This window comes from Bartonella sp. AP20NXHL (assembly GCF_042196165.1).
In the GTDB taxonomy this organism is placed as follows: Bacteria; Pseudomonadota; Alphaproteobacteria; order Rhizobiales; family Rhizobiaceae; genus Bartonella.
This window is the reverse complement of record NZ_JBHIPV010000009.1, coordinates 49041-63386: the sequence shown is the minus strand read 5'-3', so window position 1 is coordinate 63386 and position 14346 is coordinate 49041. Positions and strand designations below refer to the sequence as shown.

At 40.0% G+C, this 14346-nt stretch carries 15 protein-coding genes; 6 read left to right on the top strand and 9 right to left on the bottom strand.

The window, feature by feature from the left end:
• Positions 1 to 35 precede the first annotated feature (35 nt).
• The 6 genes from ACFILL_RS06415 to purE all read right to left on the bottom strand — a co-directional run bounded on the left by ACFILL_RS06415 (position 36) and on the right by purE (position 5700).
• A complete protein-coding gene (locus ACFILL_RS06415; RefSeq protein ID WP_375631458.1) occupies positions 36 to 821 on the bottom strand; it encodes a tetratricopeptide repeat protein in 786 nt (261 codons plus the stop codon).
• A 157-nt stretch (positions 822 to 978) separates the two neighbouring features.
• Positions 979 to 1104 (bottom strand): type B 50S ribosomal protein L36, encoded by a 126-nt coding sequence (ykgO, locus tag ACFILL_RS06410; protein WP_004863016.1) that lies wholly within the window; start codon positions 1102 to 1104, stop codon positions 979 to 981.
• A 778-nt stretch (positions 1105 to 1882) separates the two neighbouring features.
• The gene (locus tag ACFILL_RS06405; protein WP_273790839.1) at positions 1883 to 2056 is read right to left on the bottom strand and encodes a hypothetical protein; all 174 of its coding nucleotides are present in this window, start codon (positions 2054 to 2056) and stop codon (positions 1883 to 1885) included.
• Positions 2049 to 2423, bottom strand: a complete 375-nt coding sequence (locus ACFILL_RS06400) for a hypothetical protein (RefSeq protein WP_273790838.1) — start codon at positions 2421 to 2423, stop codon at positions 2049 to 2051. Before ACFILL_RS06400 ends, ACFILL_RS06405 begins: the two co-directional genes overlap by 8 nt.
• Before the next feature lie 1431 nt (positions 2424 to 3854).
• Positions 3855 to 4937 (bottom strand): 5-(carboxyamino)imidazole ribonucleotide synthase, encoded by a 1083-nt coding sequence (locus tag ACFILL_RS06395; RefSeq protein WP_375631461.1) that lies wholly within the window; start codon positions 4935 to 4937, stop codon positions 3855 to 3857.
• 265 nt (positions 4938 to 5202) lie between these two features.
• Positions 5203 to 5700: a 5-(carboxyamino)imidazole ribonucleotide mutase gene (gene purE / locus ACFILL_RS06390; RefSeq protein ID WP_273790836.1), complete on the bottom strand. Its 498-nt coding sequence runs from the start codon at positions 5698 to 5700 to the stop codon at positions 5203 to 5205.
• An 825-nt stretch (positions 5701 to 6525) separates the two neighbouring features.
• Here purE and ACFILL_RS06385 point away from each other — a divergent pair.
• Both ACFILL_RS06385 and ACFILL_RS06380 read left to right on the top strand, forming a co-directional pair.
• Positions 6526 to 6678: a DUF5993 family protein gene (locus tag ACFILL_RS06385; protein ID WP_273790835.1), complete on the top strand. Its 153-nt coding sequence runs from the start codon at positions 6526 to 6528 to the stop codon at positions 6676 to 6678.
• Positions 6679 to 6688: 10 nt separating this feature from the next.
• On the top strand, positions 6689 to 7264 hold the full coding sequence (locus ACFILL_RS06380) for a disulfide bond formation protein B (RefSeq protein WP_375631463.1): 576 nt from the start codon (positions 6689 to 6691) through the stop codon (positions 7262 to 7264).
• Positions 7265 to 8005: 741 nt separating this feature from the next.
• Here the strand turns inward: ACFILL_RS06380 and ACFILL_RS06375 are convergent.
• The 3 genes from ACFILL_RS06375 to ACFILL_RS06365 all read right to left on the bottom strand — a co-directional run bounded on the left by ACFILL_RS06375 (position 8006) and on the right by ACFILL_RS06365 (position 10383).
• Entirely contained in the window at positions 8006 to 8359 is a 354-nt protein-coding gene (locus ACFILL_RS06375) for a hypothetical protein (protein WP_375643502.1), read from the bottom strand.
• 924 nt (positions 8360 to 9283) lie between these two features.
• The gene (locus tag ACFILL_RS06370; RefSeq protein WP_375637695.1) at positions 9284 to 9655 is read right to left on the bottom strand and encodes a helix-turn-helix domain-containing protein; all 372 of its coding nucleotides are present in this window, start codon (positions 9653 to 9655) and stop codon (positions 9284 to 9286) included.
• 356 nt (positions 9656 to 10011) lie between these two features.
• Positions 10012 to 10383, bottom strand: coding sequence for a helix-turn-helix domain-containing protein (locus ACFILL_RS06365; RefSeq protein ID WP_375637695.1), 372 nt, complete (start codon positions 10381 to 10383; stop codon positions 10012 to 10014).
• A gap of 1337 nt (positions 10384 to 11720) precedes the next feature.
• On the opposite strand from ACFILL_RS06365, the gene ACFILL_RS06360 reads away from it, so the two are divergent.
• The 4 genes from ACFILL_RS06360 to yacG all read left to right on the top strand — a co-directional run bounded on the left by ACFILL_RS06360 (position 11721) and on the right by yacG (position 13807).
• Positions 11721 to 11906, top strand: coding sequence for a hypothetical protein (locus ACFILL_RS06360; RefSeq protein ID WP_375643503.1), 186 nt, complete (start codon positions 11721 to 11723; stop codon positions 11904 to 11906).
• A gap of 247 nt (positions 11907 to 12153) precedes the next feature.
• On the top strand, positions 12154 to 12372 hold the full coding sequence (gene infA, locus ACFILL_RS06355; RefSeq protein WP_004857577.1) for a translation initiation factor IF-1: 219 nt from the start codon (positions 12154 to 12156) through the stop codon (positions 12370 to 12372).
• Between the two features lie 418 nt (positions 12373 to 12790).
• A complete protein-coding gene (locus ACFILL_RS06350) occupies positions 12791 to 13504 on the top strand; it encodes a Maf family nucleotide pyrophosphatase (protein WP_273790830.1) in 714 nt (237 codons plus the stop codon).
• Positions 13505 to 13525: 21 nt separating this feature from the next.
• Positions 13526 to 13807, top strand: a complete 282-nt coding sequence (gene yacG, locus ACFILL_RS06345) for a DNA gyrase inhibitor YacG (protein WP_273790829.1) — start codon at positions 13526 to 13528, stop codon at positions 13805 to 13807.
• Positions 13808 to 14346 lie beyond the last annotated feature (539 nt).

Sequence of the window (14346 nt, the reverse complement as noted above, 5' to 3'; positions counted from 1 at the left end):
AAGGATGCCGTAAAGTGTCTTGTTCTTGAATGGTTTTAAAGAGCTTGGGGTGATTGTTCGTCTAACAGAGCTTGCACGCGTTTTTGAATTCTGCGCATTTGTGGATAGTAATCCAATGCTGTTTCATAAGCTTTAAGAGCAAGTTTTGGACGCTCCGTTGCTTCCATGACAACGCCAAGTTCAAAAAAAGCACTATAATTGCGCGGCTCAAGTTCAAGAGCATGGTTGAGATCAAGCAGGGCAAGCTTGAAATCGTTCAGTTGAATGTGAATCCAAGCACGCCTTACCCAAGCTTCAGAATGAGTAGGTAAAAGTGCAAGAGCATTGTCAATATAATCAAGCGCAAGTCCATAATCATCGCTGTTGAGTGCATTTTCAGCCCATGACATTAAAAGATCAATCGTCTCACTCCCCGATTGGGACCATAAATGTTGAAGTTGTTGACTGATCTTTTTCGCTTTAGCAACATCAGCACAATATTTCAATTCTTTGAGTAAACGTGAAATTTCTGCTTCTTTGCGTTGCTTAACTCTGTCAACATGGGAAAGCTGCTCTTTGTCAAGATCTTCAAGAATAACCGCCGAGGAATCAGAATCGGAGGGCGTTGAGGAAGGGGGAGGAGAATTGGGAATAAGATCATCTAACGGTAAAAGCGATTGTGGAGAAGGCCGATCTTCAGGAAGAGAAGGAGGATTTTGCCCATAGCTCGAGGGAACAAAACAAAAAACGCCAACAAAAAAAAGAAAAAACGCGCGCTGAAAAATACAGAAAAAACGCAGCTGAAAAAATCGAAAGGCTTTTAAAAAAATAAAAGAATCCATAAAAACAAGCCCCCAAAAGATAAATCACCAAATATTATCAAATACTAGACTTGTAATCAACGGACTTATAACCAAAAAAACGCAAGAAAAAATTTTTAAGCCTACAATAAAAGTAGGCATAAAAACATTGACCTTAAAGAAATTAGCCCTAAAAGAATTAGCCCTGACGTGCTCTAAAACGTGGGTTCGTTTTATTCAGAATATAAACACGACCCTTACGACGCACCAAACGATTGTTACGGTGGCGCTCTTTTAGTGCTTTAAGCGAATTTTTAATTTTCATCATATTCACCGTTTAAATAGTTTACGTAACACAACACTATAATACTATAATACAACACTAAAATATAATACCACAACCCCAATAGACTGCTTACTCTATGAGCATTGCATTGCGATATCGTACTTGCATTATAACATCACACGATACACTTTTTCACTGTGATCACAAAAAGAAAAGCGCACTCTTAAGGTACGCATTAACACACTTCATTAGCACAACGATAAGTGAAAATTGCAAAAAAGTAGGAGAGATTTAACAAGAAGTCTTATTCTTGTCAAGGGTATATCCCTTACAAATTCCTTAGGGTGTGTTAATGGTTGCCTTGAAGGTAAAAATTTTCTCGTAAAAAAAGGACACAAAAAAGCAAAAAGAGTGGAAAAAAGTAAAAGCCTTTTCAGCTTTAAACAAATAAGCTCTGTTAGGGAGTGTTGAAAGATCAGGAGCGCTGTTGAGTCGTTGGATTGTTGAAGTGGTGTGGTTTTTTTGTCGTTAAGGGCAAGGGGGGCTTCTTAAAACGCAAGAGGCTTGTTTTTGGGGGCTCGTGAAGCCCTGTCAGGTGCGTGCGCTGGCTGAAATGCTTGAAGTGGGGGAAGAGGGGGCGCCGTTGGAATTGTTTCTTGTATTTGTGTACGCCGTGCCTATAGTTTCAAACGTCCCCTTATGAAAAATCTCATACCCTCAATATGGGCCTTCAATAACTGGGAATCACATTAAATACGTCTAGAAATATGAAAATAAGGATTATGGTATTTTAATACCACGTTTTTCACGATTTTTTTTATTTATTAATTTCTTTATTCCATTTTTGAATTGCTAAGTTTAGTCCTGTAAGCGCTTTACGGTACAGTTTTCGATATTTAATGGTAGAATAAACAAGCCAAACGGATAATGTTATTATTGCACAACCGACAATGATCCCTAGAATGCGCCCTAATATTATAGCTTCAGTCATTTTCTCTCCTTATTGTATTTTGATTAGCAACCGCTTCGTCTAGTTGTTTCATTACTTTTTTCAGTTTCTTCTTTACTATGATCCGTAGCACCAAAAAGATTGGTATCGAACCGTACAGAATTAATGCGCATATCAGCCCGATTGCAGTTGCTACATTCATCTGAGGTTTATCCGCACTGCCTAATATTGAGAGGAAAATGTATAAACAGACGCTTATAAAAATTATGAATATAAACTCTCTCAGTGAAACAACACCAGCCTTTAATGTTTCCTTAACTTCTTTTTGGATATCGAGGACTAAGTCCCATTGAGAAGATGTATCATTTTGTTCTTTTGGTGATGCATTTGATAGGTTTGGTTTTGTCATGTTGATATTCGTTTGTTTCTTGAGGGTTTTGTTTTTTGATAAAGCGAATAACTCAGTTTCTCAGACTATTTTTATGAAATGAAAAAAGATTTCTGTACTTGTTATAATTATAATACGAATGACTTGCTACGTCTGTAGCGCATCTTCCTTTTATTATTATGAGGCATGTACAATTTTTCATGCCGCTGTATAAAAGATTCGTTTTGTGAGTACAATTATATTTTATCACTAAACTACAGGCGAAGAGGCATTTAATATTGAAGTGTTTAGCCGGTTGAATTTACTTAAGAAAAGCTTGATTGTTGACAGATCGGCACAGGAATCTTCGTCCTTGAGCGCGGTTAGGCGCTCAAATTTGAATAACGTAATTTTATAGGGGAAAGAACGAAGGCGATAGACATAACGAAGGTGACAAATATTACAGATATTAAAGTGAGTGATATTTTAAACGGTTGTTGTTTTAGAGTGTAAGCTAAATTTACGGTTTTCTTTCGGTGTGTAGTTGTATGTTTATCTGCTATTTTAAGCTTTATTGCGAAATGAAATAAGGAGAGACGCTTCAAGCTCTAGAAAATACGACACAGGTAATATCGCCTTATGAGGGGAGAGAGGATATTGCTATGATGGATAAGCTTAGTACTGTAATTATATCTTTGACATGAAACTCAAGGGGTGGTGCGGAGCGGCGCTTGGCACTTTTGTGAAAGAATGAACACAAGAAGGGAGACTAGAGGCAATGAGAACGCATTGTTAGAATGCTCTCTATAGGCTGCAAGAGGTAAGTTTATCCTCTAAAGGTTGGAATTAAAAGGCCTAAAGATTGGCATTAAAAGAAAAATGAAGGGGCTGCGTATGTTATGGGGGAATATTTATGCGGTGGAAGGTGGAGGGGTGATGAACTTGGGGGCTGGTGGATTGTTTTTAGCCGTGGGGGGACTTTTTTGAGAAAAGGAGGAGGGAGCTGTTGGATTGTTGATTGGTGTGGTTTTGTGTCTTTGAGGGTGGGGGCATGGAAGAGAAGGAGCTTGTAGGAGAGCTTTCACGCCCTGTCAGGGGCGAATTAAAAGGTTAGGGGCGCTGTTGAAGCCGCGGGATATCGGTGTGGGGTGAAGCTTTTGTTATGGGGGGAATATTTATGCGGTGGAAGGTGGAGGGGTGATGAACTTGGGGGCTGGTGAATTGCTTTTAGTCGTGGAGGGACTTTTTTGAGAAAAGGAGGAGGAGCTGTTGGATTGTTGATTGGTGTGGTTTTGTATCTTTGAGGGTGGGGGCATGGAAGAGAAGGAGCTTGTAGGAGGGCTTCACGCCCTTTCAGGGCGAATTAAAAGGTTAGGGGCGCTGTTGAAGCCGCTGGATATCGGTGTGGGGTGAAGCTTTGTTTTTTCAGTTCATTGGGAGATAGTGTGAAAAAGCATTTGTATGTATGTGGGCTTAAGATTTGTTGGCTGGTCCCAATAATTGGATGACGTGCCCCATTTTGCGGTGGGGGTGAACAGTGCTTTTGCCATATAAATGGATCGAGGTGTGCTCTTGCTTTAGAAAATATTTTAACGTGCTAAAATTGTTACCAAGAAGATTGGTCATTTGGCAATCGCTATGGCGATAGGGACTGCCTAAGGGAAGTCCGCAAATAGCACGGATATGCTGTTCAAATTGTGAAGTTATGCATGCCTTTTGTGTCCAATGACCAGAATTATGGACACGCGGCGCTAATTCATTCACTAAAAGATGACCATCCGTTAAGACAAAAAACTCAATACAAAGAACACCAACATAATCGAGGGCATCCATGACTGTTAAGCTGATTTCTTGAGCTGCTTTTTGCACGTCAAGTGGAATATGGGATGGAACAAAGGATTTATGAAGAATTCCGTGTTTGTGTTGGTTTTCAGGGCAATCATAAAAAATATGTTCCCCTTGTTTTGTGCGGGCAGAAAGAACCGAAATTTCCGATAAAAAAGGAACTATTTCTTCCAAAATACAAGGCTGTTCCTGAAAAGTCCTTAAGGCTTCGTCAAGGGTTTGTTCATTGGGGTGATCAAGCTTGATCTGGTTTTTTCCGTCATAACCAAAACGACGCGTCTTTAAAAGACCACGTCCGCCTAAAGTATCAAGAGCGGAAAGAAGAGAAGAAGAATTGTCAATAGCGTGCCATGACGCGGTGCCAATCCCTTGATCACGCAAAAATTGCTTCTCAAAAAGTCGATCTTGCGTGATCTCTAATGCTTTGGAAGAAGGATAAACAGGCTTACTCTTTTCTACATATTGAACCGTTTGAAGAGAAAGATTTTCAAATTCATAGCTGACAACATCACATTGAGAAATAAAATGATCTAAAGCTGATGTATCGTCATAGGAGGAAACAATATGGTTGTTTGCTGTTTGAGCGGCTGGGCAATCGGCCTCAGGGCAAAAAATAACGGTTCGAAATCCTAATTCTGCGGCCGCTATGGCGAGCATCCGTGCTAATTGTCCGCCCCCGATTAAACCAATGACGCTGCCTGGAGGTAACATGGTGGAGGGAGTGGCGTTGGAGGAGAGAGTAGTGTTGGAAGAGAGAGTGGTGTTGGCTGAGGGGGCGGCGTTGGCTGAGAGAGTAGTGTTGGCTGAAGGGGCGGCGTTGGCTGAGGGGGCGGCGTTGGCTGAGGGGGCGGCGTTGGCTGAGGGGGCGGCGTTGGCTGAGGGGGCGGTGTTGGAGGAGAGAGTGGTGTTGGCTGAAGGGGCAGTGTTGGCTGAGGGAGTAGTGTTGGCTGAGGGGGCGTTGAAAAACGGTGCCATTTTAAACCTCCGTTACAGGCGTTTGGGCAACATTGGCTGTTTGTTGTTGACGCCAATCTTCTAATCGTTGGGCGAGATCATGGTCATAAACGGCCATAACGGCTGCGGCTAAAAGTGCTGCATTAATTGCGCCTGCTTTGCCAATTGCTAATGTGCCAACGGGTATCCCTGCTGGCATTTGCACGATTGAAAGCAAAGAATCTTGACCAGAAAGAGAATGAGAATGCACTGGAACGCCAAAAACAGGAAGAGGAGTAAGGGCTGCTAACATACCTGGAAGATGCGCTGCACCCCCCGCTCCGGCAATTAAAACTTTAAACCCTGCTTCTTTTGCTTCTTTTGCAAATTGATAAAGGCGTTCAGGAGTTCGGTGTGCTGAGACAATATGCGAACTATGAGAAATACCAAGACTCGTCAAAATATCTGCACTATGGCACATCGTTTGCCAATCCGATTGGCTCCCCATTAAAATCGCGACATCACATGATTTTTTCATCATTCACTATCCTTTTCAAAGGTTCAATGCGATTCTTTATCATTATTTTTTTAAAGTTTTATATTCTCTTTGCAAAGCCAATTGATGACAGAGAAACAGTTATTTTTCAAATAAGGTGGAAAGCTAAAAATTTAAAGGGGGAGACCAAGAGATGAAAAACTAAAGTATTGAAGGCATGAAGCACTTCTTTTTTTGGGGGGAGATGAATTTTGAGGAGAGCTGTTAAGGGGTGGTGTTGGATCCATGAGGCTGTTAAGCTTGCGGCATTGTAAAAGGGAAAAATATATTGGGAAAAATACATTGATTATAAGTTTTTTAAAAAAATGTCTTACTTTTTATTTGCTAAAATAAACAAGATCACCATATGATATAAAATCTGTTGCAATTTGAAACATTGCTTATGAGAAAAAGAGATTTTTATGGCGAAAATGCGTTGCAAAGTGAGGATATTCTTTTGAGAAATAAGGATATTCTTTTGAGAAATAAAGAGATGTATATCTCTCGATTTCAAAGCCTATTTATTTTGTTGTTCAAGTGATTCTTTTGTGAGTGGGGGGATATAATCTTTATAATTGTCAATATATATTTAACAATGGCTGATATTAAGGGGAAGCGAATAATCAACGCTTTTGTGCTTTTAACGCTTTTGTTGCGATCTGTTTCTTAGCGATTATATCGTTTTTTCCCTTAAATATAATGGCAATATCAATCGCGAATGACGAATTGTGAATAATAAATCCATGGTCTCTTTTTTGCCCAATTTTGTAATATGGTGAATGCTGAAATAAATAAGAGTTAAACAACGGATGTAAAGGAGATTTAAAAGCTATGTTTCTTCCATTTTTAATCGCTTTAGGTACTGCTGTAACGACTATGTGTGGTAAAAAAAATATAAGTTATGCTTTGTGGGCAATTTTATTCGTTGTCATTCTTCTCACTTTCAATCATCACGCAACTTCTACTTTAAATTTATCTTTTTGAGAGAATAGCCATGGAACATGTTGAACAAAAAAACCCTCACTTCGTCATCTTTATGAATACGCTAGGACTCTTTGGGTTATCCATTGTCTTGGTGGTGGCTTTTTATTATCAATTGGTAAAGTTTGAGTTACCTTGTCCCCTTTGTTTGCTGCAGCGCGTTGGATTGATACTGGCAGGTTGTGGGTTCTTGCTCAATATTCACCATAAGGTGAAAAATACCCATTATGGTATGGTTATTCTCGGTTGTATGGTAACCAGTGCTGTGGCAGCACGACAAGTGTTTTTGCATATCACACCCGATGATTTAGGATACGGTTCAACGTTCTTTGGATTGCATTTTTATACTTGGGCTTTCATTATTTCTGTCCTTTGTATCTTTGCTGTCTCATTTGTCATGATTTTAGGCGAATTGGCACACAAGTTCAAAGAATTTTCTCCTTTTCCAGTCTTGAGTAAAGCAGCAAGTTTCTTATTTGTATTTTTGATTGCGGCAAATTTGATTTCTACCATACTGGAATGTGGTGGTGGGCAATGTGCCGATGATCCTGTAAGGTATGAGTTGTTATCAAGTTGGTTCCCTTCATAGTTTCGAATTTGTTTAATAATCCCTCATCGTAATTTTTATTGTTAAAGAGGCGGAATATTTAAAAATCCGCTTCTTTTTTATTTATTGGGAAGACATTTTAGCAAGATTGTTCGATAATCTGATCTTTTATACTAACGCTGGCTTTTATGAGCGCTGGCGATTGATATTTTTTTAGCGAAGACTTGTACTGTGCACCTTTTATGCTGTCTTTTGAGAGAGATGAAGGGATTGATTGGCTTGGAGGCGTTTGTAGAGAAGCCCTGGACTGCTGAGCCACGTGGGTTAAGAAGCCTCGTTTTTTTAGAGCATTAACGATAAAAAATTTTTGTTCTTGATTTTTCGTAACATTGTGTTAAATAAGTTTTTGTATTCATTTTGGTGCTTCTAAAGCGTTTTTATTGCTTCTAGAGGAATTAATTTAAAATTTTGAAAGTTATGTGAATAATTTTCTGCAGAGGTTTGTTTATTAGAGGCAAACCTTTTTTTTTATCTAACTTTTAGATGTTTTCTTTCAGTGTGAAGCCTTTTTTGAGAAAAAGGTAAGCGTCTTGATGATGCCTCTTTTTTTATTAATATATTGATTTATAATGATAAATAACCATTTTTAACGTGAAGCACTTCGCTGAATATAATAAAAATTTCTCATCACCAGTTCTCTTATATTAAATCAATTAAAATTACTTGCTTGTACATCATAAGCGGGGGGCATGTGGGGCAAAACTGTACAAGAAAGGCATGCCTTTAATGAAGAGTCTCTTGAACCGAAGGCTGTCTGCAACATTGGGAGCTGGCAGAGTTTTTGTGATGATGCCAGCCTCGTTTTTCCATAAGCGTAAACTTGTTTCTCCATAAGCGTAAAGATAAGGGGGCTGAATGGATTTTATACACTTCATGGGGGCTTACCATTTCTTTACGGGCGGCGTTTTGCGAAATGGGTGTGATGAGCGTTGAGAGATCTTTCTTTAAAACAAGCGTGTGAATATGCAACGCAAGTCTATTCCTTTTGGTGCGTTTTGTATTACGAAAAAATATTGACTTATAAGGATAAGTTATCGTTGCGAATGTTGAATGAGAAAAACGAAAAGCTTCTCTCATCTCAAACTTTCTTATAGTCAATTAATTAAATGTACTCTTCTACGTTACAAAAAAGCACTGGATGTAAATAAAAATTCTTTTAAAAGTCGTAAAATGCTTCTTACAACCCCTTTTGATCGCTAGAATTTGTCGAAAAATTTTATGCTGGTCAATACAAATAATAGGGCAGTTTATATCTATGATTTAAGTGAAAATAGGGGGATTTAGATGAAAAGGGAGGCGAGATTTTAATGACAGTTGTTGAATACGTTATTGTGTAATGCATTTTTTACAGATTTTCTGCTTTCTGTAAATGCGTAAAAGCGTAAAAACGGAAATATGTAAAAAAGGAAGCTGGGACTTTATGCGTGGTGTATGATTTTATCATGGTATGGAATGTGGAGAGAAGATTGGGGGGATGAAGAGGCGGGGGGGTGTTGAGGAGAGAGGAGAAGAGAGTGTGGGGATGAAGAGGTGGGGGTGTTGACGAGAGAGGAGGGTGTGGGGGTGAAGAGGTGGGGGTGTTGAGGAGAGAGGAGAGAGGGTGTGGGGGTGAAGAGTTTATGAAGGGAAGGGGGAGTTGGGATGAAGAGGTGGGTTGTGTTGATGGGAGAGGGGGTGGGGAAAGTTGCTTTTGAAGTGAGATTGACCGGTGCTTTGTGTGATCTTACTTTAGGATAGCGAAGGGGCAAGAATATTTTAAAATAGGACGTATCTGTCGCGTTTGATGCAACATTATCCTTTGTGGTGTTGTGATCTGAAGTGCTTGGGGGAGATTGGCTAGGCAAGAAGCTGTATTGTTGACAAACCTATGTTTACAAAGTGGTGCGAGGGGAATTTGAAAGTTTCATTTGGCTGCTTTCTGTAAATGTGGAGAAGCATCAAAACGTTGATCCGTAAAATGTAAAATGATGCGGAGGATTTATGCTTTGTGTGCGCTTTTGCTTAATCAGAAATCAACCATAAGATTGCTTTTTGTTTTTTCGGCTGGAGCTCTCTAAAATTTTTCAAAAGTGAATGTTCTTTTTCGCTGTATGTTTCTTGATCATAGTGTGAGGCATTTTTTTCTACTGAGACATCTTCTTTTGTCACAATGTCTGCATAAAAAAAGCTCATGGGAACTTGTAGTTTTTGGGCGATTTTGAGTAAACACCCTGCGCTTACACGATTGAAGCCTTTTTCATATTTTTGGATTTGTTGGAAACTGACGCCTAAATAGTTTCCTAATGCTTTTTGAGAAAGCCTCATGGCAATTCTTCTTTGACGAATTCTTTTGCCTATCAAAATGTCGATAAAATTTGGATTTTTGGTTTGCACTTCAAGCCCCCCTCCGGTTGCGAGCGCCCTCGCATTGGTATTCCGGGAGGTTGGATTCACTGAACTTAAACAGTCTCTTGTTTTTAGTGCTTAAAGCACTTGGACATAACAAAAGCCCCCGGAATTTCCGGGATAGCCATAATTGTTTATGTGTTAAGTTTTAAGGAATCCAACTCCTTATTGACCGCTGCGTAGACGACCAAAAAACACAGGCTAATTCATAAAGTAATTTCAGGAAATTGGCAAGAAAAATCAATATCCCATAAAATGGCGTGATTTGGAAGGGTGTGGAGTGCTGGTTTGAGTTTTACTTAAGGAGGTATAGAATGGAATAATGGTAATTGTTGTGCTTTTGCTTAATCAGAAATCAACCACAAGATTGCTTTTTGTTTTTTCGGCTGGAGCTCTCTAAAATTTTTCAAAAGTGAATGTTCTTTTTCGCTGTATGTTTCTTGATCATAGTGTGAGGCATTTTTTTCTACTGAGACATCTTCTTTTGTCACAATGTCTGCATAAAAAAAGCTCATGGGAACTTGTAGTTTTTGGGCGATTTTGAGTAAACACCCTGCGCTTACACGATTGAAGCCTTTTTCATATTTTTGGATTTGTTGGAAACTGACGCCTAAATAGTTTCCTAATGCTTTTTGAGAAAGCCTCATGGCAATTCTTCTTTGACGAATTCTTTTGCCTATCAAAATGTCGATAAAATTTGGATTTTTGGTTTGCACTTCAAGCCCCCCTCCGGTTGCGAGCGCCCTCGCATTGGTATTCCGGGAGTCTAAAAGTACTGAGCTTAATCAGCTTTTTGCTTTTAGTGCGGAAACGCACCTGGACATAGCAAAATCTCCCGGAATTCCGGGATACCCGCAATGCGGGATAAATTTATGTATTAAGCTTTCGGGCTTTTAGCTCCCTATTTGATCGTTGCGTGGACGATCAAAAACACGTGCTTATCAATAAAGTAATTTCAGGAGATTGGCAAGAAAAATCAAAATAATCTCAAAGACTATAAGATTGGGTACTTTTTAAAAAAGTGCGAAATATGGATTATAAATCGCGTTTTTTTGCTATCAAAATGTCGATAAAATTTGGATTTTTGGTTTGCACTTCAAGCCCCCCTCCGGTTGCGAGCGCCCTCGCATTGGTATTCCGGGAGTCAAAAATACTGAACCTAAATCAGCTTTTTGCTTTTAGTGCTCATCGCACCTGGACATAGCAAAATCTCCCGGAATTCCGGGATACTCGCAATGCGGGATAAATTTATGTATTAAGCTTTCGGGCTTTTAGCTCCCTATTGGTCGTTGCGTATACGACCAAACTTACACTTTAAGTGATAAAGTAATTTCAGAAGATTGGCAAATAAAAATAGTTTTTATTTATAAACTTTATTTTTTAATGAGAGGCTTTCCGCCTCTCAAACTCTCCGGAACGCTCACCAAAATCATGAGATCAGACCCGCGTTTAATGAGGGGACTAACAATCCTAGGTTCTTAAGGTCAAGGAGACCATTACATGGCGCCTAACGGCGTCCTTGACCCAAGAACTTAACGGCTTGTTTTGTCCCTCTCACGCGGCTCCGAAATCATGATTAGAAGGGGAGCTTATAGGGGTGGTGATATCCGGCATATCAATTTATCAACGTGTTTTTTTAGAGTGTGATGAATATTTTAGGCTGGATTTTTTTGTCGCGTTTGATGAAATAATCTCGTTTGAGGGTGGGTGATCTGAAGTGCTTGGGGGAGATTGGCTAGGCAAGAAGCTGGGTTAATACTATTGTTTATAGAGCGGCGATGGGTGGAAGTTTCATTTGGCTTTATTCTGTGAATCTGTAAAAGCGTGAAAACGTATATTCGTGAAAAAGGAAAGGCTTTATGTTGTTAGGGGCGTTGTGGTTAATGATACGCAATGTATGGGGATCGTGTTTTCGAAGGTAGGGAGAGCAACATAAATGAAAGGAGTGGCTTAGAGGAAATGTGTGGAGAGAGGGAAAATGGGGCAAGGGTGTACGGGAATACATAGAGTGTGGAGGGGGGCGGTGAAGCATGTTGTGAATGGTGTGTGAAGAATGGACAAGGTTTTGAAAAAAGGAGGGGGCTTTTGGTGTGGGGAGTGGTGTTTATTTGAAGGGCGCATGTTTAAGGTGTGGAAGGCGGAAGGTGAGGAAAAGTTGGAGGGAGGAGGATTGTTTGTAAGTTGTGGAGGGATTAGTCAGAGGTATTGGGAAAATGCTTTAGGGGAAAAATTAGCGTAATTTCTTGTCATACTGAAACCAAAATCATCATAAAAATTGAAGGAAATTAGCGGGTAAAATTGGTGGAGAGAAAGTTTTGATTCTTAAGGTGTGAGGTGATGTTTTTTGAGAACATGAGAGAGTAAACTTGAAAAACCTTTCCCTTTTTGTGGAATTTTTATTCACAAACTTAAGAAAATAGGGTATGAACGCTGGAAATAACGCGCAGCTTAACAAAATATGTGCACTGTAAAGGAAATGTTTGTTTATGTCAAAAGAAGAAGTTTTAGAATTTTCTGGTATCGTTACTGAACTCTTACCTAACGCGATGTTTCGTGTGAAACTGGAAAATGATCATGAAATTATTGCCCATACCGCTGGTAGAATGCGGAAAAATCGTATACGGGTGTTGGCCGGTGATAAAATCATGGTGGAAATGACACCTTATGATTTGACAAAAGGGCGTATTACATATCGCTATAAGTAGCCTCGTGGGTGGCTTGCACTTTTTTCTAAAAGCTATCATATTATTTCTATTATTTTTTAACAGTTTTTTAGTTTGCTTTTCATGAGTGAAAAAAGGGAAGTATTTGAAGGTCCTTGAAAAACTGTAAAATCAATGCAAAAAAAGGATAAGGAGATTAATGGTGCTTAAAAGGGGGCGCTTAAAAGGGGGTGCGTAAAAGGGGGCGCTTAAAAGGGGGTGCGTAAAAGGGGGCGCTTAAAAGGGGGTGCTTAAAAGGGGGCGCTTAAAAGGGGGTGCGTAAAAGGGGGTGCTTAAAAGGGGGTGCTTAAAAGGGGGTGCTTAAAAGGGGGTGCTTAAAAGGGGGTGCTTAAAAGGGGGTGCTTAAAAAGGGGCCGCGTAAAAGGGGGGTGAGAGGGAAGTCAATTGTGAAGGGGTGGAAATGAGAAATATAAGAGAGTGGGGGGAAAAACGTTTGGCAGATACTCTTACAGAAGAAATTCATTTGGTGCTTGCCTCCGCTTCGCCAAGGCGTTTAGCGCTCTTGGCACAAATAGGGATTGATCCGCAGCAGGTTTATGCAAGTGATATTGATGAAACACCAAAATTAAAAGAACATCCTGCAAAGCTTGCCAAACGTTTGGCAAAAGAAAAAGCGCTGAAAGCCCAAGAGATTTTGCGCTGGTACAGTCAGAATGGTCAAGACGAGTTGCAGAATGGTCAAGAAAAATTACCTGGACAGAAAATGATTATCTTAGCGGCTGATACGGTGGTGGCTGTGGGGCGGACCATTCTCCCCAAACCAGAAAGCGAGGATGAGGCTTATGAATGTTTACGATACCTTTCTGGGCGTTCGCATAAGGTCTATGGCGCCATTTGTGCGCTCAATGAACATGGAAAAATAACCGTAAAATTGGTTGAAAGTCGTGTCCGTTTTAGACGCTTAACCTCTGCCATGATGAAGGCTTACCTTGCTTCAGGAGAATGGCAAGGGAAAGCGGGTGGCTACGCTATCCAAGGAAAAGCCGGTGCTTTTGTTGTCTATATCAGGGGATCTTATTCTAATGTTGTGGGATTGCCTTTGGCTGAAACAGCCGATCTCTTGATCGCTTATCACTATCCACTTTTCACTCACTGGGCTGAAGAAACGCATTAGAAAAACTGTAAGGCAAGTTCAATGCAAGGTGAAAAGCAACAAAAAGAGAAAAAAAATGAAAAAAAAGGAACAGAAGAAAAGTTAATGAACGAGCAGAAGACAAAGGTGCGCCAAGAACAAAAAGAGCTAAATTTGCAAAAAGAGACCCGTCCTCCGCATCCTTGTCCTATTTGTGGTCAAATGTCACAAAAATCTTCATATCCTTTTTGTTCCACACGGTGCCGAGCCATTGATCTTAATCGTTGGCTTTCAGGCTCTTATATTTTACCGCCTCCTCCACAGAAAAGTGATGAAGAAGAATAAAGGGGGCTTCCTCTTGAGAAGAGGACGCTCAGAGCGTTTTTTTGTGTGGGAGCTAAAGGAAGGCGCGCGGGATTATCCTATATCAATGGATTCAAGAGCTGGATTAACGGCTTGGTTATTGTCGTCATTCGCAAAGACGCAGATTAAGTTCAATCAACGATGGAAGTTTTAATACATATCTAAGACTTATCCCCAGTGGTTACCATGGATAATTATAAATTGCCTTGTTACAGGAAGGTCGATAGTGCTTTGTTGCAGGAAGGTCGTTGATGCTTTTAGGGTATGAGGAAAAATTGATCATCTAATCAGTATTGCTAACGAAAAAAGAGGGGTGCGTGTTTTGGTGCAAAGAGGTGGGGCAATAAAAAATCGCTTGTTGGTGCTTTGTTGCGTGAAAGTTGTTGGTGCTTTTAGGGTGTGAGAAAAAATTGATCATCTAATCAGTATTGCTAACGAAAAAGAAGGGGTGCGTGTTTTGGTGCAAAGAGGTGGGGCAATAAAAAATCGCTTGTTGGTGCTTTGTTGCGTGAAAGTTGTTG